Annotated in this window: 17 protein-coding genes; 12 read left to right on the top strand and 5 right to left on the bottom strand. The window is 66.2% G+C overall.

The annotated features are described in order from the left end of the window. Positions 1-163: 163 nt before the first annotated feature. Positions 164-1,021: a LuxR C-terminal-related transcriptional regulator gene (locus tag CXY75_RS08155; RefSeq protein WP_104082324.1), complete on the bottom strand. Its 858-nt coding sequence runs from the start codon at positions 1,019-1,021 to the stop codon at positions 164-166. Positions 1,022-1,134: 113 nt separating this feature from the next. On the opposite strand from CXY75_RS08155, the gene hxlB reads away from it, so the two are divergent. Both hxlB and hxlA read left to right on the top strand, forming a co-directional pair. After that, positions 1,135-1,719 carry a 6-phospho-3-hexuloisomerase gene (gene hxlB / locus CXY75_RS08150; protein ID WP_104082323.1) on the top strand — a complete coding sequence of 195 codons (585 nt, stop codon included), beginning with the start codon at positions 1,135-1,137 and terminating at the stop codon, positions 1,717-1,719. Between the two features lie 58 nt (positions 1,720-1,777). Further along, positions 1,778-2,401 (top strand): 3-hexulose-6-phosphate synthase, encoded by a 624-nt coding sequence (hxlA, locus tag CXY75_RS08145; RefSeq protein WP_104082322.1) that lies wholly within the window; start codon positions 1,778-1,780, stop codon positions 2,399-2,401. A gap of 122 nt (positions 2,402-2,523) precedes the next feature. Here hxlA and CXY75_RS08140 read toward each other — a convergent pair whose 3' ends face one another. The 3 genes from CXY75_RS08140 to CXY75_RS08130 form a co-directional block, all read right to left on the bottom strand. Then, positions 2,524-3,192, bottom strand: a complete 669-nt coding sequence (locus CXY75_RS08140; protein WP_104082321.1) for an HAD hydrolase-like protein — start codon at positions 3,190-3,192, stop codon at positions 2,524-2,526. Positions 3,193-3,270: 78 nt separating this feature from the next. Then, positions 3,271-3,966 (bottom strand): endonuclease NucS, encoded by a 696-nt coding sequence (nucS, locus tag CXY75_RS08135; RefSeq protein ID WP_104082320.1) that lies wholly within the window; start codon positions 3,964-3,966, stop codon positions 3,271-3,273. 9 nt (positions 3,967-3,975) lie between these two features. Further along, positions 3,976-5,223: an MFS transporter gene (locus CXY75_RS08130; RefSeq protein ID WP_104082319.1), complete on the bottom strand. Its 1,248-nt coding sequence runs from the start codon at positions 5,221-5,223 to the stop codon at positions 3,976-3,978. Positions 5,224-5,642: 419 nt separating this feature from the next. Here CXY75_RS08130 and CXY75_RS08125 point away from each other — a divergent pair, with 419 nt between their 5' ends. From CXY75_RS08125 to CXY75_RS20080, 3 genes are all read left to right on the top strand, one after another. Next, positions 5,643-6,683, top strand: a complete 1,041-nt coding sequence (locus tag CXY75_RS08125; RefSeq protein ID WP_104082318.1) for an extracellular solute-binding protein — start codon at positions 5,643-5,645, stop codon at positions 6,681-6,683. 201 nt (positions 6,684-6,884) lie between these two features. Beyond that, the gene (locus CXY75_RS08120) at positions 6,885-8,447 is read left to right on the top strand and encodes an iron ABC transporter permease (protein ID WP_104082317.1); all 1,563 of its coding nucleotides are present in this window, start codon (positions 6,885-6,887) and stop codon (positions 8,445-8,447) included. Beyond that, on the top strand, positions 8,447-9,826 hold the full coding sequence (locus tag CXY75_RS20080; protein ID WP_104082316.1) for an ABC transporter ATP-binding protein: 1,380 nt from the start codon (positions 8,447-8,449) through the stop codon (positions 9,824-9,826). Before CXY75_RS08120 ends, CXY75_RS20080 begins: the two co-directional genes overlap by 1 nt. A 219-nt stretch (positions 9,827-10,045) precedes the next feature. Here CXY75_RS20080 and CXY75_RS08110 read toward each other — a convergent pair whose 3' ends face one another. Continuing rightward, complete coding sequence (locus CXY75_RS08110; RefSeq protein WP_104082315.1) at positions 10,046-11,368, bottom strand: MATE family efflux transporter; 1,323 nt, start codon at positions 11,366-11,368, stop codon at positions 10,046-10,048. Between the two features lie 439 nt (positions 11,369-11,807). Here CXY75_RS08110 and CXY75_RS08105 point away from each other — a divergent pair, with 439 nt between their 5' ends. The 7 genes from CXY75_RS08105 to mmsB all read left to right on the top strand — a co-directional run bounded on the left by CXY75_RS08105 (position 11,808) and on the right by mmsB (position 21,281). Beyond that, positions 11,808-12,923: an NAD(P) transhydrogenase subunit alpha gene (locus CXY75_RS08105; protein ID WP_199182410.1), complete on the top strand. Its 1,116-nt coding sequence runs from the start codon at positions 11,808-11,810 to the stop codon at positions 12,921-12,923. A 1-nt stretch (position 12,924) separates the two neighbouring features. Next, positions 12,925-13,239, top strand: a complete 315-nt coding sequence (locus tag CXY75_RS08100; protein ID WP_104082313.1) for an NAD(P) transhydrogenase subunit alpha — start codon at positions 12,925-12,927, stop codon at positions 13,237-13,239. A 2-nt stretch (positions 13,240-13,241) separates the two neighbouring features. After that, the gene (locus CXY75_RS08095) at positions 13,242-14,663 is read left to right on the top strand and encodes an NAD(P)(+) transhydrogenase (Re/Si-specific) subunit beta (RefSeq protein WP_104082312.1); all 1,422 of its coding nucleotides are present in this window, start codon (positions 13,242-13,244) and stop codon (positions 14,661-14,663) included. Between the two features lie 257 nt (positions 14,664-14,920). Next, positions 14,921-16,663, top strand: a complete 1,743-nt coding sequence (locus tag CXY75_RS08090) for an RNA-binding domain-containing protein (RefSeq protein ID WP_146069408.1) — start codon at positions 14,921-14,923, stop codon at positions 16,661-16,663. A gap of 210 nt (positions 16,664-16,873) precedes the next feature. After that, positions 16,874-18,838 (top strand): M13 family metallopeptidase, encoded by a 1,965-nt coding sequence (locus tag CXY75_RS08085; RefSeq protein WP_104082310.1) that lies wholly within the window; start codon positions 16,874-16,876, stop codon positions 18,836-18,838. A gap of 268 nt (positions 18,839-19,106) precedes the next feature. Further along, positions 19,107-20,099 (top strand): serine hydrolase, encoded by a 993-nt coding sequence (locus tag CXY75_RS08080; RefSeq protein WP_233201805.1) that lies wholly within the window; start codon positions 19,107-19,109, stop codon positions 20,097-20,099. A 288-nt stretch (positions 20,100-20,387) separates the two neighbouring features. After that, positions 20,388-21,281, top strand: a complete 894-nt coding sequence (gene mmsB, locus CXY75_RS08075) for a 3-hydroxyisobutyrate dehydrogenase (protein WP_104082308.1) — start codon at positions 20,388-20,390, stop codon at positions 21,279-21,281. Positions 21,282-21,432 lie beyond the last annotated feature (151 nt).

Raw genomic sequence — 21,432 nt, 5'->3', positions numbered from 1 at the left:
GCGGCATCTTGGTGCCGGCACCATGGGAAAACCCTGCTCGGGTGGTCTGCGGCGAGGTTTCCGGGCCCGGTGCGAAGGACCCACAGCCCTCGTGGGGTGTTCGTGCAGGGTTGTCGGTCTGCGGTAGAACGATGGAAGGGAGCCGGGCGTGCCGGCGCCCAAGTCAGCGGGCGAGAGCGGCGAGTTCGGCGCGGGTCGAGGCGCCGACCTTGCGCAGCAGATTGGCAACGTGAAACTTCACGGTGTTCTCACTGATGGTCAGGGCTTCGGCGATTGCCTTGTTGCGTGCTCCGGAAGCGACGAGTTCGAGCACGCCGCGTTCGCGCGGGCTGAGTCCCCAGGCCGCTGCGGCGGTGACGGATGCTGTCGGCGCGTCGAGTGGAAGCGACACGGCCATCTCCGAGCCCCAACCCGCTGTCGCCTCCACGTTGAGGGTGCCGCTGAGCGCGACGACGCGGGCGGCGAGTTGGCGCACGCTCGGTACCTCAGCGTCGAGGTCGCCAGGGCCATCGTCGCGAATGTGAATGAGCAGGTTGCTGCCGTCGCAGCTCCACTGCACGCGCACCCGGGCCACCCCGGCCTGCTCGACCAGGGCCAGCACGGCACCGCGCACGATAGCGCGGGCTTCATGGGCGACCTCGCCGGGCAGCGCCCTTCCATTCACGGGCGGCTCGATGAACTGAACGTCGAGGTCACCAAAGCGCACAAGTGGTTGGAGGTCGTTTTTGAGGCGTTCGAAGGCGCGGGCGACGGGCTCCTCGGTGAGGCTGCGATCGAGGTCGCTCACGGCGCGCAGCGCTACCATCGCGGCCGCGGCGAGCTCCGTTGCCTTCTGGCGTGCGGCTGTGTCGCTCGTGCTGCCCGAGCGCAGCACGGCGAGTAGGGACTCCAGCGTGGTCGCGTGCGCGTCGGTGAGGTCGGCGATGAGTTTGGAGCGTTCGGCGGCCACGGTGCGCGCGGTCTGCACGGACGAATCGGCAGGGCGGGTGCCGAGCTCGGGGAAGGGGGCGGAGAACGTCATGAGTGAAGCCTACCCGAGCCATCCCCGATGCCCGCTCGAAGCCATCCGTTTGGGTAGTTAAACCATTCCTTTGGCGGGCAGCATCACCGCTCGACGGAGTGGAGTATTGACCTATGACCGCAAACACAACTACCCCAGCAGCAGCGGATGCGCTCGGCCTCATTTTCGCCGAGAACAGCCGCGTCGTCGACGCGTTGCGGTCGGCATCCGCTTCAACGCTGGATGACGCGGCAAGCCTAATCGCTGCGGCGCCCCGAGTGTTTGTGCTCGGTGCCGGCCGCTCTGGGTTGGCGCTGAAAATGACCGCGATGCGCCTCATGCACCTCGGTCTGGACGTACACGTGGTCGGCGAGGTGACCAGCCCGGCGATTGCTTCCGGTGATTTGTTGCTGATGGCCAGCGGATCCGGAACGACGGGCGCCATCGTGCGCGCCGCTGAGACGGCTCACGGCGTGGGCGCGAGCATTCTCGCGCTGACCACGGCGCCCGAGTCACCGCTGGGGCGGCTTGCCGCCGTGACCGTGGTCATTCCCGCGGCCGCCAAGCAGGACCACGCGGGTCAGGTGTCGGCCCAGTATTCGGGCGGCCTGTTCGAGCAGGCCGTGCTGCTCGTCGGTGACGCACTGTTTCACACGCTCTGGCAGGCGAGCGGTTCTACGGCCGAACAGCTGTGGCCGCGTCACGCCAACCTCGAATAGGGCGCGCACCTTTTCCCAAAACTTTCCACTCTTAATCACTAATAGAAAGTAGAACCCCATGAAGCTCCAGGTAGCAATGGACGTATTGACCACCGAAGCCGCGCTCACGCTGGCCGCTCAGGTTGCCCCGCACGTCGACATCATCGAGCTCGGCACCCCGCTGATCAAGGCAGAGGGCCTGCGCGCCGTCACCGCGATCAAGGCCGCGCACCCCGACAAGATCGTCTTCGCCGACCTCAAGACGATGGATGCCGGCGAGCTCGAAGCTGACATCGCCTTCACCGCCGGCGCCGACCTTGTGACCGTGCTCGGCACGGCCGGTGACAGCACCATCATCGGAGCCGTCGCCGCCGCAACCAAGCACGGCAAGGGCATCGTCGTTGACCTCATCGGCGTTGCCGACAAGGTCACCCGCGCCCGCGAGGTCACCGCGCTCGGCGCCCAGTTCGTCGAGATGCACGCTGGACTCGACGAGCAGGCCGAGCCCGGCTTCTCGCTCACCACGCTGCTCAACCAGGGCGAGACCGCTAAGGTTCCGTTCTCCCTTGCCGGCGGCGTAAACCTGTCGACCATCGCCTCGGTGCAGCGCGCCGGAGCAACGGTTGCCGTTGCCGGTGGAGCGATCTACGGCGCCGAGGACCCGGCCGCTGCCGCTGCCGCCCTGCGCGCCGCGATTATCTAGTCGCACAGCTTGAACTCAGTGCCGTCCCGCTTCTGCGGGGCGGCACTTGTGCGTGAGCGGATGCCCGCGCTGCCGTGACCAGAAATCCGTCCGGGTCCGGGCCCGGTTTCAACTTCTAAAAATTAGCCGAGCAGCAGTTTGCCGAGCTGGTCGGTCGAGTGCACGACCGCTGTTGCCGCCTCGGCCTCGGCCGGGGAGCCGTAGCCCCACTCCACTAGAATCGCCGGAATGCCATTGGCCCGCGCGCCGAGGGCATCGTAGCTGCGGTCGCCGACCAGGACGGCGCCGCTCGCGTCGACGCCGGTCGCGGCCAGGCGGGCGAGCGCCTCGGCGACGATGTCGGCCTTGTTGCTGCGGGTGTCATCGGCGGAGGCGCCGACGGTTGCCGTGAAGTACTGGGCGAGGTTGAAGTGCGTGAGAATGGCAACAGCGCTGAGCTCGGGCTTGCTGGTGGCGAGGGCGAGGGGAATGCCCGCGGCATGGATGCGCGCGAGCAGGCCGGCAACGCCGGGAAAAACGGCCGTGTCGAGCGCGGCGGCGCCCTGGTATTCGGCGCGGTAGACCGCGATGGCTTCCACGGCTTCGTCGGGAGTCATCCCGGCGTAGTCCTGAAAGGCATCGAACATGGGCGGACCGACGTAGGCGAGAAGCTCCGCGGCGGGGGGAACCGGGCGGCCAAGCAGCGTAAAGGTGCGGGCCAGCGAGCTGGTGATGGCCGGCGCGGAATCGGTGATGGTTCCGTCGAGGTCAAAGAGAATGGCGCTCCAGGTGCGCGTCAATGTTGCGTTCATTCGGCATAGCCTAAGCGGTTAGTCATCCAAATGTCCCATTTGCCCATTTACTCAGCTTTCCCACGGTTTTGGACTCGTCTAGAACAACTTCGATGCCGTGTCGTCGAGTCCGCGCATGGCGTCGTAATCGAGTAGCAGGCAGCGGATGCCGCGATCCTCCGCGAGCCTGCGAGCCTGCGGTTTAATCGTCTGTGCGGCAAAAACCCCACTGACCGGCGCCAAATGCGGGTCGCGGTTCATCAGTTCGAGGTAGCGCGTGAGCTGCTCGACCCCGTCAATATCACCATTCCGCTTCAGCTCTACTGCGACGGATTGGCCGGCGGCATCCTGCGCGAGAATATCAACCGGTCCGATCGCGGTCATGTATTCGCGACGCACGAAGGTAAAGCCATCGCCGAGCAGGTGAATGTGCTCGGCCAGCAGCTTCTGCAGGTGCGACTCGGCGCCGTCCCTGATCAGGCCGGGATCGAAGCCGAGCTCGTGCGCCGAGTCGTGCTGCACGTCGTAGATGCTGACCACGAGTTGGTCGGCGGTCTTGGCGTGGGTGACCGTCCAGAGGGCGGTGATGCCGGCATCCGCTTGATCACTGTCGGGTTCGGAGATGGTGACCGAACACGGCGGGCTCATCCAGTTGAGCGGTTTGTATGAGCCGCCGTCGGAGTGCACGAGCACGCTGCCGTCGCTCTTGATCATGAGTAGGCGGGTGGCCAGTGGCAGGTGCGCGTTGAGACGCCCGGCATAGTCAACGGAACATTTCGCAATTACAAGGCGCACTGGTCGAGCTTAACCGCGCGAGCCCGAAACGGGTGCACCGGATGCCGGTCGCGCCGCCGGGGCCGCCAGCCCCGCCAGCACCATCAGCACCAACACGAGGTACAGCGCGTTGAGAATGCCCCAGGCGTCGCCGAGCAAACCGAGCACCGGCGGCCCGACCAGAAAAGCCCCGTAGCCAATGATGGCCACGGCGCTCACCCGTGCCGCCGCATTCTTGGTGTCGTCGGCCGCCGCCGACATTCCCACCGGAAATCCGAGCGAAGCACCGATGCCCCAGAGGATCGTTCCGATATAGGCCACTGGGATGTTCGGCGCGAGGATGAACAGCACGAGCCCGGCGATGCCGATTCCGGCGCAGGCGCGCAGCACGAGCACCCGGCCGAACCGGTCGAGCAGTGGCCCGCCGATCACTCGGCCCACGGTCATCGCGGCCACGAACACGCCGAACACGATCGCGCCGTCGGTGTTGCTGAGGCCGTGTCCATCGACCGAGGCGAGGGCCAGCCAATCGTTCGCCGAGCCCTCGGCGAAGGTCATGCCGAGAACAATGAGGCCGATCAGCAGTAGTTTGCGATCGCGCCAGACGGCGAGGCCGTCACGCGGCCGCAATCGCTGTCGCCGGGTGAGTGTGGGGGTATCCGTTTTCATGTCGATGCCGGCCGGGAGAAAGCGCACGGCCACGACGATCGTGCCCACAACCAGAACCGCGATGACTAATAGGTGCCAAAATACCGAGATGTCGAGAGCGGATGCCGCGGCGCCGCCGAGCGCGCCGACCACCGTTCCGAGGCTGAAGCAGGCGTGCATGAGTGGCATCAGCGTGCGGCCGATGGCCCCCTCGGCCCCCGCGCCCTCGACGTTCATCATGACGTCGAGCGATCCCATGCCAACGCCGAAGACGGCGAGAGCTGCGAACACGAACGGGGCCGATGGCACGAAGCTGACGCCGACGCCCATCAGCACGAGGCCGGTGGCCGACAGGGAGACACTGACCAGCATGGCGCGGCGTGCGCCGAGGCGGGCGAGCAGGGCAGCGGCGATGAGCAGGCCGAGCACCGAACCAGCCGAGAGACCGAAGATGAGAACGCCGACCTGAGCGGTATCGAGCACGAGGCCGTCGCGCACGGCGGGAACGCGCGACATCCAGCTGGCCAGGCCCAGCCCGGAGACGAAGAATGCCGCAAACACTGCGTTGCGCCAGCCGATCAGGGCCGGACGCGTGACTTCAATGGCCACAGGGGGTTTAGCGGAGGTCATGTGCTCCTCAAGCGGCGGGCGGGAGGCCTCAGGGTGGGTGTTTCAACGCTACAACGATTACGGTGCGGGCCGATGACATAAATTGCGGCGATCTGGGCGGTGGCGCTTTCCGCGCCGATACGGCCCCGAGAGCGCGGAGAAAATCGCGGGCGAATGTAGAGCGGATGCCTGTATTGCACTTTTTAGACGCCCGTATCGTCGAACGCTGCGCGCGTAGTGCCTGGCGATCTTATAAAAGTCGAGCTTCGTTGGCGAGCTGCCAGCTGTGGCCCGTGAGCGCCGGGGTGCCGGTACATACCCTCATTGCCACGTCGTGGGTTCAGGATCACCCGACCGACTCCGCACCCTGCCGATTCGCTCCCCGGAGCAACTTAGCGTAGCCTTGCCTTAGTCCTTCAAGCCCTCGTCTCTGGAGTCCCATGCGCATCCCCCTTTCTGTCGCCGCCCTCGTTGCCGGCGCCACCGTTCTTGCCCTCTCCGGTTGCACGCAGGCCGCCGAACCGGCAGCGACAGCCACCGAAACCAGCGACAACGCCTTCACCCTCTATTCGGGTCGCGACGAAGCGCTCGTGCAGCCCCTGATCGACCAGTTCGAAGAGCAGAGCGGCATCAGCGTCGAGGTGCGGTACGGCAACACGGCCGAGCTCGGCGCCCTGCTGCTCGAAGAGGGCGACGCCACCCCCGCCCAGGTCTTCCTCGCCCAAGATGCCGGAGCGCTCGGCGCCCTCAGTAACGCCGACCTGTTCGCCACCTTGCCGGCCGAAACCACCGACAAGGTCCCCGCAGGATTCACCTCGACCGATGACACCTGGGTCGGCGTCACCGGGCGGGCTCGCGTGATCACCTACGATAGCGAGGCGATGAGCGCGGCCGAGGTGCCTCCAAGCGTCGATGCATTCACCGACCCGGCCTGGGCCGGAAAATTCGGCATCGCGCCGACCAACGCGAGCTTCCAGGCCTTCGTCACCGCCTATCGGGTGCTGAACGGCGAAGACGCCGCCGATGAGTGGGTCGCCGCCGTCGCCGCCAATAGCCCGGTCATCTTCGACAACAACCGCGCCATTCTCGCCGCCGTCAACGACGGGGTCATCCAGGCCGGACTGATCAATCACTACTACTGGTTCGCCCAGGCCGCCGAAACGGGCGAGGCCAACATGCGCGCCCAGCTCTCCTACCCGGAGGCTGGCGACGCTGGCTCAATCGTCAACGTCACCGGCGCTGGCCTGCTCGCCGGCGCCGCCCAGGATGCCGACGCCCTTGAGTTCATCGACTACCTCATCGGTGCCGAGGCGCAGCAGTACTTCGTCGACGAAACCTACGAGTATCCGCTCTTGGCCGGCGTCGAAGCCCCGGCTGGACTGCCAGCGCTTGAGTCACTGGTCAACCCCGACCTCGACCTGGCCGACCTTGACACCCTCGCAGACACCCAGGCCCTGCTCGGCAAGCACGGCCTGATCTAACATAGAAGCAGTGAAGGCGCGGGTGTTGGCTCAGGTCGGCAGCCGCGCCATACCCTCTGTCGCGTGCCGCACGCGACGACCGCAACAAGCGGATGCCCCGGCGTGGGCTAGCGCGCCCACCCCCGCTCATCGCCCCATCCGCCACGCACAGCCCCGCCTGACCATGCCGTTGGTCGCTCCTCGAGAAGCCGGGCCGCTCGCATGACCGAGCTGCTGATCCCGCCCACAGAACCCGCCGCGCCAGCGCGGTGCCGCCTCGGCGCGCCGCCCTGGCTCGTGCTGCTCGCCGCCCTCTGCGCTGCTACGGCCGCCATTCCCCTGGTTTACCTCGTCGTGCGCACGACCGAGGCTGGCCTGACCGAACTGCTCGCCACCCTGGTGCGCCCCCGGGTGCTGCAGCTCACGATCAACACCGTGCTGCTCGCAGCGGCCGTCACCCTGTCCTGCCTCGTGCTCGGCACGATCTGCGCCTGGATTCTCACCCGCATCCGCTTGCCATTCCAGCGCACACTACTGCTGGTCTCGGCGCTGCCACTCGCGGTGCCGAGCTACCTCGCCGCTTACGGTTGGCTGGTCTGGTTTCCGAGCATGAACGGATTCTGGGCAAGTTGGTTCGTCATGACCATGGTCTGTACCCCCTACGTGACGCTGCCGGTCGCGGCGGCGCTGCGGGGGGCATCCGCTGATCTGGAATCGGTAGCCCGCACGCTGGGGCGCGGTCCGCTGCGTGCCTTTACTGCGGCGACCTGGCCGCAAATTCGACCGGCCGCGATCGCCGGGGCGCTGCTGGTCTGCCTCTACTCGCTGAGCGACTTCGGGCTGGTCTCGATGCTGCGTTTTCAGACGCTCACCTGGGGAATCAATGCCGCCTACGGCGCGAGTTTCGACCGCAACCAGGCCGCCCTGCTCGCCCTCGTGCTGGTCGTGCTCGCGCTCGTGGTCGTGGCTGGCGAACGCCGAAGCCGCCGCCAGGTCTCCAGCGTTCCCGGTCGCAGCACCATGCCGACCCGCGCGCCCGGAAAATACGGCGCCGTCTATGTCGGTCTGCTCGTCGCCGCGCCGCTCGCCGGGGTCGTGGTTCCGGTAGTTGGACTGCTCAGTCGCCTGCTCGAGGCCGAAACCCTGCGCGCCATCGACGTGCCCCGGCTGTTGGAAGCGATCGGTGCGACCCTCGGACTCGCCCTCGTCGCCGCAGTGGTCGCCGTGCTCGTGGCCTTGCCGATCGCCGCCCTCGCGGCCCGATACACGGGGAGACTGGTCGCCATGATCGAAGCCGTCGGCTTTCTCGGCCACGCCCTGCCCGGCATTGTCGTGGGCCTCTCGCTCGTATTCTTTGCGCTGGCCGCCGTTCCGATGTTCTACCAAACGTCGATCGTGCTGGTCTTCGCCTATGTCGTCTTGTTCATGCCACGCGCCATCGGCAGCGTGCGCAGCGGCATCGCGGCCGTGCCGGCGAGCCTCGGCGACGTCTCGCGCATGCTCGGTCTATCCCCGTTTCAGACCTGGTGGCGAGTCACCGCGCGCCTCGCCCTGCCCGGCATTGCGATCGGCGCACTGCTCGTTGCCATCTCGGCCATGAAAGAATTGCCGGCGACGCTGCTGCTGCGGCCGACGGGCGTGTCGACGCTCGCGACCGAGTTGTGGAGTCGCACGGCCCTGTTTGAATTCGGTGCAGCGGCGCCGTACGCTGCGGCGCTCGTGCTCGTGGCGATGGTGCCCGCGGTGCTGCTATCGGGCATCCGCGGCACAGCAAAGGAGAACTAGTGGGTTGGGTAACAATCGAGGCGCTCCGCGTCGCGTACGGTGACACGCGGGTGCTCGACGACGTAAATCTGCACATTCCGCGCGGTTCGCTGGTGGCCGTTCTCGGCCCGAGCGGATGCGGCAAGACCACCCTCCTGCGCGCGGTCGCGGGTCTGTTGCCGGTCACCTCCGGCACCATCACCGTTGGTGGACGCCTCGTCACCGGACCGGGCGTGCAACGCGCGCCGGAGAAACGCGGCATGGGCTGGGTTCCGCAGGATGCCTCGCTGTTTCCGCACCTCACGGTCGGTGAGAACATCGGGTTCGGGTTGCCACGCTCACGGCAGAGCGACGATTTGTACTGCGAGCCCGGCGAGGCCCCGGGGGGAGTGTCTGGACTGCTCGCCGGACTCACCCGCCGCGGGCGCGCCGCTCGCCGCGGTGCGGCGCGGGTGCGGGGGAGCTCCCTCGAAACTGCGCCGACGAGCCCTGTGGCTGTGGCGCTGCTGGCGAGCCGCCCGGGCGCAGCGCCCGTGCAGGCGGGTTCCGTTGCCGGCACGGCGCTTGCCGCGAACCCCCGCGCCGCCACTGTGTTGCACGAGACCCGCCGTACCGCTGTGCCCGCGAGTGGCGACCGTGGCCGCCAGAACAGCCGAGCGGACCGCATCGCGGAGCTCGCCAGCCTGGTGGGCCTGTCCGAATTGGTCGATCGCGCCCCCGCGCAGCTCTCCGGCGGTCAGGCCCAACGCGTTTCGCTGGCCCGGGCGCTCGCTCCGCGGCCCGACCTCATGCTGCTCGACGAACCCTTCGCTGCCCTCGATCCACTGCTGCGCTCGGCCCTCCGCACCGAGGTCGCCGCCCTGCTGCGCGGCCAGCGCAACACGAGCCTGCTCGTGACGCACGACCAGGAAGAGGCACTCTCCCTCGCCGACTTCGTCGCCGTGATGCGCGGCGGGAAGATTTTGCAATTCGGCACCCCAGCGGATGTCTACGAGCGCCCGGTCGACCCCTGGGTCGCCGGTTTCGTCGGTGATACCGTCGAGCTCGACGGAGTCTGGCGCGGCGGCCGGGTCGAGTGCGCCCTCGGCTCGCTCGCGGCGGACTGGATGGGCGCGCAGCCTGCCGGTGCAGCATCCGCTCCCGCCGACGGAACGGGTGTGGGCGTGCTGCTCCGCCCCGAATGGCTGACCCTGGGCGCGAAGGGTTCGGCCCAGCCAACAACGGATGCCGTCGCCACCGCCATCGCCTACGCCGGCCACGATGCCCTGGTCACTTTCGCCCTCGCTGACGCGGAGAAAACGGTGGTGCGCGCGCGCATCGCCGCGCCAGACCTGCCCCGCCTTGGTGACCGGGTGACGCTCGGCATCTGCCAGAACGCCCTCGCCTACCCGCTGGAATAACCTCGCCCGGCAGCCGAATCCTGGTGAGCAGATCTGTGGGCCACCAGCGGGCAGTTCTTCATAGCCCTGGGCACGGCTGCCTTTCACACCGGGAGAAGCCGACGCGGCGAACCGAGACGACTTACGAACCCCTCAGGGGATATGACCGTGGTCTACACGTGATCTCGTATCACGCAGGCGAGCGGGATTCGGGCGCGCGAGCGGCGGCATCCACTGGAATCAGCGCGCGCCGACGACCATCCAGGCCATGCTGCGGGCACGCAGCGACAGCGTCACAGCTCGGGCTCCGAGATAGCCGAGGGCGAACGCGGCCATGAGCAGCGCGAGCCCGGCTTCGCCCGACGGCGCCCAGACCAGCACGGCGAAGGCCAGCGGCACGAACACGGCGAGGTTGATCAGCCCGGTCAGCGCGAGATAGCGGGCGTCGCCGGCTCCGATGAGCACGCCGTCGAGCACGAACACGACCGCGCCGAGGGGAACGGATGCCCCCAGCACGATCAGGGTCAGCGGCAGCAGCTGCGTCACTGCCGAGGCGTTGGTGAACGCATGCCCGAGCACCCCGCTCGTGCCGATCACGACTACCGCGAGCACGAGGCCCGCGAGTAGGCCCCACTGCAGGCAACGATGCAGCACGGCGCGCACCTGTGGCACGTCCCCGGCGCCGAGGCCCCGCCCGACGAGGGCCTGGGCGGCAATAGCGAGGGCGTCGAGGGCGAACGCCAGCGTCGCAAACAGGGTCATCGCGATCTGAAAGGCAGCGAGCTCGGGGGAGCCGAGCTGAGCGGCCACAAACACGGCGAGCAGCATGGCGGCGCGCAGGCTCACCGTGCGCAGGAAAAGCCAGCCGCCGCTCCGGGCGCCGAGCAGCAGCCCGGCTCGGTGCGGACGGAGCGGAGCGCTGTGGCGCCGGGCGTGCCTGTTGACGACGACGAGGTAGACCAGGGCCATGCCCCACTGCGCGACGACGGTACCAACGGCTGATCCGGCGATGCCCCAGCTCAGCAGGTAGATGAACACGTAGTTGAGCGCGATGTTCGCGCCGAAACCGATGCCGGCCACGTAGAGCGGGGTACGGGTGTCTTGCAGGCCGCGCAGCAGTCCGGTGGCAGCGAACACCAGCAACATGGCGGGTAGGCCGAACATGGAGATGCCAAGGTAGGTGGCGGCATCCGCTGTCACGGCCGTTTCGGCGCCGAACGCACCGACCAGCGCCGGGGTGGCGAGCAGGCCGCCGGCGGCGAGCACCAGGCCGAGGGCGAGGGCGAGCCAGAGTCCGTCAATGCCGACGGATACCGCCCTCCGCGTGTCTCCGGCGCCGAGCCAGCGCGCCACGGCGGGGGTCGTGCTGTAGGCGAGAAAAACCATGAGGCCGATGATGGTTTGCAATACCGCGCTCGCCAAGCCGAGTCCGGCCAGCGGGGTGGTGCCGAGGTGACCGACCATGGCCGAATCGGCCAGCAGAAACAACGGCTCGGCCACGAGCGCACCGAGAGCGGGCACGGCGAGGCGCAGAATGTCGCGGTCGATGGGCTGTGCCCGCAAAATGTTGATGTGTCGACTCTACGGGTGGCGCGCTCGACCCGCGGCCTGCACCCCATCTGCCGCACTCCGCATGACCGCGCCCGATGTCGGTGCGCGCTACGCCGGTTACCGTCGCGCTCACCCCGTACCGGGCGCGGTCGCCATCGGCCACGTCAAACAATGCCAATGCTCACCGGATGCTGACTGCTCACTATGTAAAATCGCCTCAAGTCAACCGGTGCATGGTGAGGAAGACCGAATCTTTCAGCAACGGCGACCGCTGATCGGTCCTATCCCCTGCCCCATCCCGCTATGTTCGTCCCAGGAGCTTCTGCCGACCGTGGACGCTTCCGGCGCGTGCTGGGAACAACATTTCTGGCCCAGGTGCCCCGTCCCTACCGCAAGGATATTTGCCGCCTCAGTGATGAGCGTGCGGACATCCGCTTTGAAAGGCTCGACCGTGCCTGATAACCAACCACACCCCGAGACACCTACTATCGGCGTTGTCCGCGAGAGCGGGGCGGATGAGCGGCGAGTTGCCCTCGTGCCGCGCGCCGTCGCATCCCTGGTCGCCAGGGGGCTCGATGTCGTCGTTGAATCCGGCGCGGGGGCTGAAGCGCTGATGGGTGACGACCTCTATCTCGAAGCCGGCGCCACCATCGGTGACGCCTGGCGCGCCGACATCGTGCTCAAGGTCGCTCCGCCCACCGACGCCGAGATTGCCCGTCTGAAGCCGGGCGCGACCCTGATCGGGTTCCTCGCGCCGCGCAACGCGGAGAACAAGATTGCTGCGCTGCAGAGTGCTGGCATCATTGGCTACGCTGTCGAGGCGATTCCCCGCATCTCTCGGGCCCAGGTCATGGACGCCTTGTCGTCGCAGGCAAATGTCGCCGGCTATAAGTCGGTCATCCTTGCCGCATCGCTGTCGACTCGGTTCTTCCCGATGCTCACGACGGCCGCGGGCACGGTCAAGCCGGCCAGCGTGCTAGTGCTCGGCGTCGGTGTTGCGGGGCTGCAGGCCCTCGCCACTGCCAGAAGGCTCGGCGGTCGCGTCACCGGCTATGACGTGCGTCCGGATGTCGCCGACCAGGTGCGGTCGGTGGGAGCCCAGTGGCTCGACGTGGGTATCGACGCGGCCGGTGACGGCGGTTACGCCCGCGAGCTGACCGCCGACGAGCGCGCCGCGCAGCAGGCAGCGCTGGAGAAAGCAATTTCTACCTTCGACGTCGTGATCACCACGGCTCTTGTGCCGGGGCGACCGGCGCCGCGGCTGGTGACCGCTCGCGCCGTGCACGGGATGAAGCCGGGCAGTGTCGTCATTGACATGGCGGGGGAGACCGGCGGCAACTGCGAACTCACCGTTCCCGGCGAGAGTGTGGTCGTCGGCGGCGTCACGATTGCCTCGCCGCTCAATCTGCCCTCGACCATGCCCGAGCATGCGAGCGAGCTTTATTCAAAGAACCTCACCGCGCTGCTCGAACTGCTGGTGCGCGACGGCCGACTCGACCCCGACTATTCCGACGACGTTGTGGCGCTCTCGTGCGTCACGCGCGCCTCAGTCTCGAACAGGATCTGACATGGACTCTTTTCTGGCGAACATCGCCATCCTCGTACTCTCGGGATTCATCGGCTTCGCCGTCATCTCAAAAGTGCCAAACACCTTGCACACCCCGCTGATGTCGGGCACCAACGCCATCCACGGTATCGTCGTGCTCGGCGCCCTGACCGTGCTCGGCACGGCAGACAACCCCAGCATCCCGCTACAGATCATCTCGTTCGTGGCGATCGTGTTCGGCACTGTCAACGTCATCGGCGGGTTTGTCGTGACCGACCGGATGCTGGCCATGTTTAAGACCCGGCCAGCCAGCAGCAAGATCGAGGGGATCAACTGACCATGGACATCCTCGTTTACGCCCTCTATATCGTCGCGTTCGCGATGTTCATTATTGGGCTCTCCGGGCTGACTGCCCCGAGATCTGCGGTGCGCGGTAACAAAATTGCTGCGGCCGGCATGGCCATCGCGTTCGTGGCGACCCTGATCCACATCCGCGAGACCAGCAGCTGGCTGATCATCATCGCCGCCCTTGTCGTGGGCGTGATCATCGGCATCCCGCCCGCCCGCAAGGTGAAGATGACGGCGGTGCCGCAGCTCGTTGCCCTGTTCAACGGCGTCGGTGGCGGAACGGTCGCGCTCATCGCCTGGGGTGAATTCATCGAAAGCGATGGCTTCACCGGCCTCCGCGTCGCCTCCGGCCCGGTGCTCCCACTGGTCATCGCCTCCCTCTTCGCGGCGATCATCGGCTCGTTGTCGTTTTGGGGTTCGATCGTCGCCTTCATGAAGCTGCAGCAGATTCTGCCCGGGCGCCCCCTGTCGGTTGGTCGACTGCAACAGCCACTCAACGCGATCCTGTTCCTGGGCTCCGTCGGCGCGGCCGCCATCGTCGGCATCGACTCAGCGAGCACCGGCGCCGACCCGGTCTGGTTCGGCACAATCCTTGTTCTGGCGGGAATTCTCGGGGTGATGACCGTGCTCCCGATCGGCGGCGCCGACATGCCCGTCGTTATCTCGCTGCTGAACGCCCTCACCGGTCTCTCCGCGGCGGCCGCCGGGCTCGCGCTGAACAATATCGCGATGATCGTCGCCGGCATGATCGTCGGGGCGTCGGGCACCATCCTGACCAACCTCATGGCGAAGGCCATGAATCGGTCCATTCTCTCGATCGTGGCCGGCGGTTTCGGTGGCGGAGGCGCCACGGGTGTTGATTCGACGAACAACGGAGACCAAGTTGCCAAGTCCACGTCAGCAGCGGATGCCGCCATCAAGCTTGCCTACGCCAACCAGGTCATCGTCGTGCCGGGTTACGGGCTCGCCGTAGCCCAGGCCCAGCACGCGGTGAAGGACATGGCCAAGGTGCTCGAGGCGCGCGGCGTTGAGGTCAAATACGCGATCCACCCGGTGGCCGGGCGCATGCCGGGGCACATGAACGTGCTCCTGGCCGAGGCCGACGTCTCCTACGACGCCATGAAGGAGACGGACGATATCAACGGCGAGTTCGCGCGCACCGACGTCACCATCGTCATCGGTGCCAACGACGTCACTAACCCGGCCGCGCGCACCGACCCGAACTCGCCCATCTTCGGCATGCCCGTGCTCAACGTGGACCAGTCGCGCGCGGTAATCGTGCTCAAGCGCTCGATGAGTTCGGGCTTCGCCGGCATCGAGAACCCGTTGTTCTTCGGCGTCAACACCACGATGCTCTTCGGCGATGCCAAGAAGTCTGTCGCCCAGGTGACCGAGGAGCTCAAGGCGCTGTAAGTGGTTTTTGATGCATGACCGCGCCCGATATTGGTGCGCGCTCCGCCGGTGACCGTAGCGCCTACCGGTATCGGGCGCGGGCATCCGCTCCCGAAGATAAAACGGATGCCCACTGCTCAAGATGCTAGAAACCACGCGCGACCGAGCCACTACCGCGAGTCCATCTTCCCGATATAAATAATGATCCGCCGCACAATCCTTCTCGAAGTATAATTAATTCTGAGATTAATTATAAATTCGCGTCGAAAGGTGCTCCGGTGACAATATTCGGGCTTTCTGCCGTGGAAGTGGCGGTTCAGCGCGCGCTGGAAACGCTCAACAATGGGCATCCGGTGGTTGAACGTCAGATTCTCGATCTGAAGGAGGAGTCGGGACGGCGCACATCTGGTGGTCAGATCCTGCCAGCAGAGCCCAAAAGCGAGGGTGCCGTCGACAAGCTTGCCCCAGCAGTGGCCTGCATGGCTAATACTCCCGGTGGTGGAGCGTTGCTCCTCGGTGTGGCTGATAACAGCGAGGTGATTGGTACAGAACTCGACCCGGAATGGCTTCGAGTCCGCCTCTATGACACACTCGATCGCCGCGTCACGGTCGACGTGCGACCGGTGAAGATTCGGGGCAGGCGCATCCTCGTGATCATTATTCCCGAGGCCATCGAACCGGTCCGCTACAACAACAAGCTCAATTGGCGGGTCAGCGATCGATGTGTTGAGATTGACGCGTCGAGTTGGCACGCGCGGCGGCACCGACACCTGCAAGTTGACTGGTCTTCGCAAGCCAGTACGTACACGGTTGACGATGTGCGAGCGAGCGCCGTTGAAGTGGCTCGCGACTTTCTTCGTGATTCTGCCGACTCGTCTGCGCAAGAACTGGCCGACGTACCCGCCACTGACCTCTTGCGACGACTCAATGCGATGGACGGTTCGGGAATGCTCACGAACGCTGCGGCGCTCACGTTCATCGGGCGAGGGGAACCAGGCCTGGACTACCTGCGCCGGGAAAACGCCGGTGGAGACAGTATCGCGCGAGTGCGACGAGCGAACCGGTCGTTGCTGGAGGAGTTGCAGGAGGTGTTTACGACTTCCCGCGCGTACAACCCGACCACGCACCTCGATGAGGGGCTGGCCCGCGGCCAGGTACGCCAGATCCCGGAACGTGCACTTCGCGAAGCGATCGTGAACGGTGTTGCCCATCGAGAGTGGACGATCAGCGCGCCGACCGTTGTCGAACATATCGGAGGACTGCTTCGAGTCACCAGCCCCGGCGGATTCGTGTCGGGGGTGAGCCCCGAGAACATCATCAACCATCCATCGGCATCCCGGAATACGGCGCTCGTTGACCTCCTGGCTTCCCTGAGAGTCGCCGAGCGGGAGGGGATTGGCATCGATCGTATGTTCGGTGACATGCTTCGCCTCGGCTACGGCGCTCCGGACATCTCGCAAATTGACGGGCCGAGCGTAGTGACCCGATTGATTGGCAACCATCCGAATGCGGCCTGGATCGAGTGGTTGAACGGGCTCAGCGACCCACGGGTCGGGTCCGATCTTCGATTCTTGATGACGCTCTATTTCGCGATTAGCTACGGCTGGCTCGACGCACGCGTATTGGCACCGTACCTCCAAGTGTCGGAAGCTGAGGCGATTGATGCGATCGCCACTCTCGCCGATCTGACCACTGACGGGCGTCCCGTCTTCATCGATGTGAGAGGAACGCCTCCCGGTACGCCGCCCGCCAAGGCACTCAGTGAGCACGCACGAACGTCGCTCACTGCTCGTGAAGTCGATAGAAACATCCGTCGCTCATGGCCCACCCGAGAGGATGTCGCCCAGTCCTACGCCGCCGCACGTGGCCGTATCAGCACGACCGAATTGGGCGACCTCGTGGGAGCCCAAGCCACGAACGTCGGCTCCGTGCTGTCGTCGCTTGAGGACCAGGGCGTGCTCAAGCCCTCCCGAGAGCAGCGCCGTGGAGCGGGCTTCCACTACCTGTACGTGCAGAGCTAGAACGCCCCGTTTGGGACGAGCGGCGCACGGATATCCTGTTTCGTGACATCCGTTGCTCGCCCAAACTTCGTGGCCGCCTCCAAAACAGGTACGCGCTACGCCGGTTACCGCAGCGCTCACCCGTATCGGGCGCGGCCACCCGCCGAACCCACGAGTGCCCGAGACCACGCCGCAGGGCTCCCTGTCACCGGCCCCCGATAGGCTGAACCCATGACTGAGCTGGCGACTGCATCCGGAATCAACCAGAACGAACTTGACCCGAAGGTGCGCCCGCAAGACGACCTCTTTCGGCACGTGAATGGCCAGTGGATCGCGCGCAGCGAGATTCCCGCCGACAAGGCGCGCTGGGGCTCCTTCATGATGCTCGCCGAAGACGCCGAAAAGGCCGTGCGCGAGATTATCATCGAGGCGCAGACCGCGCCGGCCGGCAGCCTCGAGCGCAAGTTCGGCGACCTGTATACGAGCTTTCTCGACGAGGAACGCATCGAAGCGCTCGGCGCGACACCCCTGCACGAAGACCTCAAAGCGGTCGACGCCGTCACCACCATCTCCGAACTGCTGGCGACCCTCGGTCGCCTCGAACGTGGCGGAGTCGCCGGCGCTTTTCAGCTCTACGTCGACAACGACCCGGGCAACCCAGAGCGCTACCTCGTCTTCATCGCGCAGGGCGGCATTGGTCTGCCAGACGAAAGCTATTACCGCGAAGACAAGTTCGCCGACATTCGCGTCAAGTACCAAGAATTTCTCGAGCGGATGTTCGCCCTCGCCGGTTTCGCCGACGCCGCCCCCCGCGCAGCGCGCGTTTTCGCTCTCGAAACCGAACTCGCCTCGCAGCACTGGGACAAGGTCGCGACTCGCGACAGCGAGAAGACCTACAACCTGCGCACCTGGGGCCAGGTCTCGGCGCTCGCCGCCGGCGCCGACGTTGACCTGTGGCTGGATGGCCTCGATGCCCCGGTCGGCGCCCTCGACGAGGTTGTCGTGCGCCAACCCAGCTACATCGCCGGACTCGCCGCCACCCTCACCGACGACCGCCTTGAATCGTGGCAGGACTGGCTGCGGTGGCAGGTCATCCGCTCGAGTGCGGCGTATTTGTCTCATGATTTCGTCGAGGCGAACTTCGACTTCTACGGTCGAACCCTGAGCGGCACCCCGCAGCTGCGCGATCGTTGGAAGCGCGGCGTCTCGCTGGTCGAGGGCGCACTCGGCGAGGCTGTTGGCCGCATCTACGTGGAGCGCCACTTCAAGCCCAGCGCCAAGGCCAGCATGGACGTGCTCGTGGCTAACCTCGTGCAGGCCTACGAAAACAGCATCAGCACCCTCGACTGGATGACCGAGGAGACACGTGGTCGCGCTCTCGAGAAGCTAAGTAAGTTCACGCCGAAAATCGGCTATCCGGTGAAGTGGCGCGACTATTCGAGCCTAGAAATCGCCGCCGACGACCTGATCAGCAACGTCAAGGCCACTGGGGAATTCGAGTTTCAGCGCGAGCTCGGCAAGATCGGCCAGCCGCTCGACCGCGACGAATGGTTCATGACCCCGCAGACCATCAACGCGTACTACAACCCCGGATTCAACGAGATCGTCTTTCCGGCGGCCATTTTGCAGTATCCGTTCTTCGACGAGGAGCGCGACCCCGCCGCCAACTACGGCGCGATCGGCGCGGTCATCGGCCACGAAATCGGCCACGGATTCGACGACCAGGGCTCGAAGTACGACGGCGACGGCCGCCTCACCGACTGGTGGAGCGCCGACGACAAGGCCGCGTTCGAGCTGCGCACGACCGCACTCATCGCCCAGTTCGAGGGCCTGGAACCGCAGGCCATTCCGGGAAACACCGTCAACGGCGCCCTCACGATCGGTGAGAATATCGGCGACCTCGGTGGGCTTTCCATCGCCTGGAAGGCCTACGTGCTCTCGCTGAACGGTTCGGCGAGCCCGGTCATCGACGGGCTTACCGGCGCCGAAAGGTTCTTCCTCTCCTGGGCGCAGGCCTGGCAAATGAAATTGCGCGACGCTGAGGCCATCCGCTTGCTGGCTATCGACCCGCACTCGCCGAATGAGTTTCGCTGCAACCAGATCGTCAGCAACATTCCCGCGTTCTACGAGGCGTTCGAGGTCGGCGAAGCGGATGCCCTCTACCTCGCCCCCGAAAAGCGCGTCACCATTTGGTAGCTCGCCGGGCGCGCTACGATTCTGGGGGAGCGAGCCGAGGCAGGATTTGGGTGCGCGCTCCGCGAGACGCGTCATAACCGGGTAGCTGGTTTGCCCGGCGGCGAGCATCCACGCCTGGCCGCCCCGCTCGTTGTAGGTTAGGGTTAGCCTTGCTCTGTTGCGTTGACGCTCGGCTTGTGGCTTGAGTGTGGTCGGTGCAAACCGCGAGGATTCTGGCCAAATGGGCGCAGATCGAGTGCGCAGCGATCGAGAAGGGAATGAGCCAACAGTGGTCTCTCCCAGCGGTTCCGCGGGTGGTTCTGATTTTGGTTTTGGCGACAGCGGCGGGCATCGGTCCGGCCCGAATGCGGCTTCTAGCCAAGCGGATGATGGCGGCTTCGGCCATTCCCGCCATGCCGTCACGTCCGGTGGTAAACACCGCGGCGCCGAGGCCCCCGAAAGCTTTGCCCGCGGCTTTGCCGCCCTAGGCGACCTCGCCCTGAATGGTGTGCAGGTGTCGGCGCGGGCGACCGATCTGGCGACCGGGCGCGTACTGTTCTCGGTCGATGACCACGTATCGATGCCGACCGCGAGCATCGGCAAAGTGCTGCTGCTCATTGAGGTGGCCGCTCGGCTGAAAGACGCCGAATTTGGCCTCGCGACGATGCTCGAACGCACTCCCGCCGATGCCGTGAGCGACTCGGGCGTCTGGCAGCACCTGCAGGTCGCCCGTTTAAGCGTCGCCGATCTCGCAGCCCTCGTCGGGGCGACGAGCGACAGCCTCGCCACGAACGTGCTCATTCGAGCTGTCGGGCTGCACGCGGTACGCGCCCGCACCGAACAGCTCGGCCTGAGCCGCACGGCCCTGCTCGATCTCGTGCGCGACAAGCGTGGGCCGGATGACGCCCCGCAGCTGTCCGTTGGCAGCGCCAAGGAACTCACCTGGTTGTTCACCGCACTCGCCCGCGGCGAAATCGTCGATGCGGAGTCGAGCGCCCGGGTGATCGGCTGGCTGTCGCTCAATTCCGACCTGTCCATGGTCGCCAGCGCCTTCGGGCTCAACCCGCTCGCGCATCGGGAGCACGACCTCGGTCTGCTCATGGTGAACAAGACGGGAACGGATGCCGGAGTGCGCAGCGAGGTGGGAATTCTGCGTGGTCCCCGGGCCGGCGTGACCTACGCGGTCTCGATCGTCTTCGACGACTCCCGGCTCGCCGCGAGGCTCGCGGTGCTGGACGGCATGCGCGCTTTCGGCGCCGACCTGCTGGAGTACGCGCACTGAGGCGGACGGGGCCCGGGCCCCGTCCGCGGGCCCAGCTTATAAACTGGGCCCGTGTTCGTAGGGTGGGCCCGGACTCCGCGTGGGCGTGGGCGCTAAGCATCCGCGCACGGTTTGGGTGCTCCCGTCGTGCGCCGAGGTGTGAGTTTCGCCACCGTTGAAACGTTTTTTCGGGCTGAAACTCACACCTCGGTGACCGAAAGTCACGTCTCGGCGCGCGGCCGACCCGCGAGTTGTGCCATCGTGTACGGGACGGGCATAGACGCCCGGCACGAGCGAAGGAGCTATGCCATGGCGGTCATCGGATGGATTGGACTCGGCCACATGGGCGGTCCCATGACGGCAAACCTCATCAAGGCCGGGCACAGCGTGCGCGGCTTCGACCTCAACACCGAGGCTCTCGACGCTGCGGTGGCCGCTGGCGTGACCCGCGCGACCGGCATCGCGGACGCCGTCACCGGCGCCGACGTCGTCTTCACCATGCTTCCCAAGGGCGAGCACGCCCGCGCGGTGTACTTCGGCGACGCGGGAGTGTTCGCCAACGCCGACCCGAAGACTCTGCTGGTGGAATCTTCGACGATCGACATTGAATCGTCCCAGGCCCTGCATGACGCGGCAAAAGCAGCGGGTTTTCGCTTGGTCGACGCCCCGGTCTCTGGCGGCATCACCGGCGCCGAAAAGGGCACGCTCACCTTCATGATCGGAGGTGTTGCGGATGCCGTCGCCGACGCGACCACCTACATCCAGCCGATGGCGGCGAATATCATCCCGACCGGCGGGGCAACGACCGGCCAGGCCGCGAAGATCTGCAACAACCTCATGCTGTTCATCAATCTGGCCGCGACCTCGGAGGGGGCTGTTTTGGCCGATCGGCTGGGACTAGACCCGCAGGTTTTCTGGGATATCGCATCCGTTTCGTCGGGCGATAGCTGGGCGCTGCGTACCTGGTATCCGATCGAGGGCGTGGTGCCGTCGGCGGCGGTGAACCGCGACTTTGCGCCGACCTTCACGGCCGAGCTCGCCAACAAGGACATCGGCCTTGCGATCGCCGCCGCGGCCGCCACCGACACGCCGCTCGAGATCGGCACGCACGTTGCCCAGCTGTTTCAGCGCCTGGTCGACCAGGGTCAGGGCGGCAAGGACTGCTCGATCATCGTGAAGCTCGTCGACGGCACGCTGGCGTGACGCGTGACGCGTGACGCGTGACGCCCGACGCCCGTCGCCCGTCGCCGAACCGTGAGGTTCGCCCCGATTCGAACGGGGCGAACCTCACGGCTCGGCGGAGGGAGCTGAAACGCGCGAGCTGACACGCGGGAAAGAACCGCGGGAGAAGAAC

The organism is Cryobacterium sp. Y11, assembly GCF_002929535.1.
GTDB lineage: Bacteria > Actinomycetota > Actinomycetes > Actinomycetales > Microbacteriaceae > Cryobacterium.
The sequence above is the reverse complement of the archived record's forward strand: the minus strand, read 5'-3'. Positions and strand labels throughout refer to the sequence as shown.

Bases quoted from the DNA above. Each gene is read 5' to 3' on its own strand.
- CXY75_RS08085 (WP_104082310.1), top strand. From the start codon at position 16,874: ATGACTGAGCTGGCGACTGCATCCGGAATCAACCAGAACGAACTTGAC.
- CXY75_RS08155 (WP_104082324.1), bottom strand. From the start codon at position 1,021: ATGACGTTCTCCGCCCCCTTCCCCGAGCTCGGCACCCGCCCTGCCGAT.
- hxlA (WP_104082322.1), top strand. From the start codon at position 1,778: ATGAAGCTCCAGGTAGCAATGGACGTATTGACCACCGAAGCCGCGCTC.
- CXY75_RS08095 (WP_104082312.1), top strand. From the start codon at position 13,242: ATGGACATCCTCGTTTACGCCCTCTATATCGTCGCGTTCGCGATGTTC.
- CXY75_RS08125 (WP_104082318.1), top strand. From the start codon at position 5,643: ATGCGCATCCCCCTTTCTGTCGCCGCCCTCGTTGCCGGCGCCACCGTT.
- CXY75_RS08100 (WP_104082313.1), top strand. From the start codon at position 12,925: ATGGACTCTTTTCTGGCGAACATCGCCATCCTCGTACTCTCGGGATTC.
- CXY75_RS08120 (WP_104082317.1), top strand. From the start codon at position 6,885: ATGACCGAGCTGCTGATCCCGCCCACAGAACCCGCCGCGCCAGCGCGG.
- CXY75_RS08130 (WP_104082319.1), bottom strand. From the start codon at position 5,223: ATGACCTCCGCTAAACCCCCTGTGGCCATTGAAGTCACGCGTCCGGCC.
- CXY75_RS08140 (WP_104082321.1), bottom strand. From the start codon at position 3,192: ATGAACGCAACATTGACGCGCACCTGGAGCGCCATTCTCTTTGACCTC.
- mmsB (WP_104082308.1), top strand. From the start codon at position 20,388: ATGGCGGTCATCGGATGGATTGGACTCGGCCACATGGGCGGTCCCATG.
- hxlB (WP_104082323.1), top strand. From the start codon at position 1,135: ATGACCGCAAACACAACTACCCCAGCAGCAGCGGATGCGCTCGGCCTC.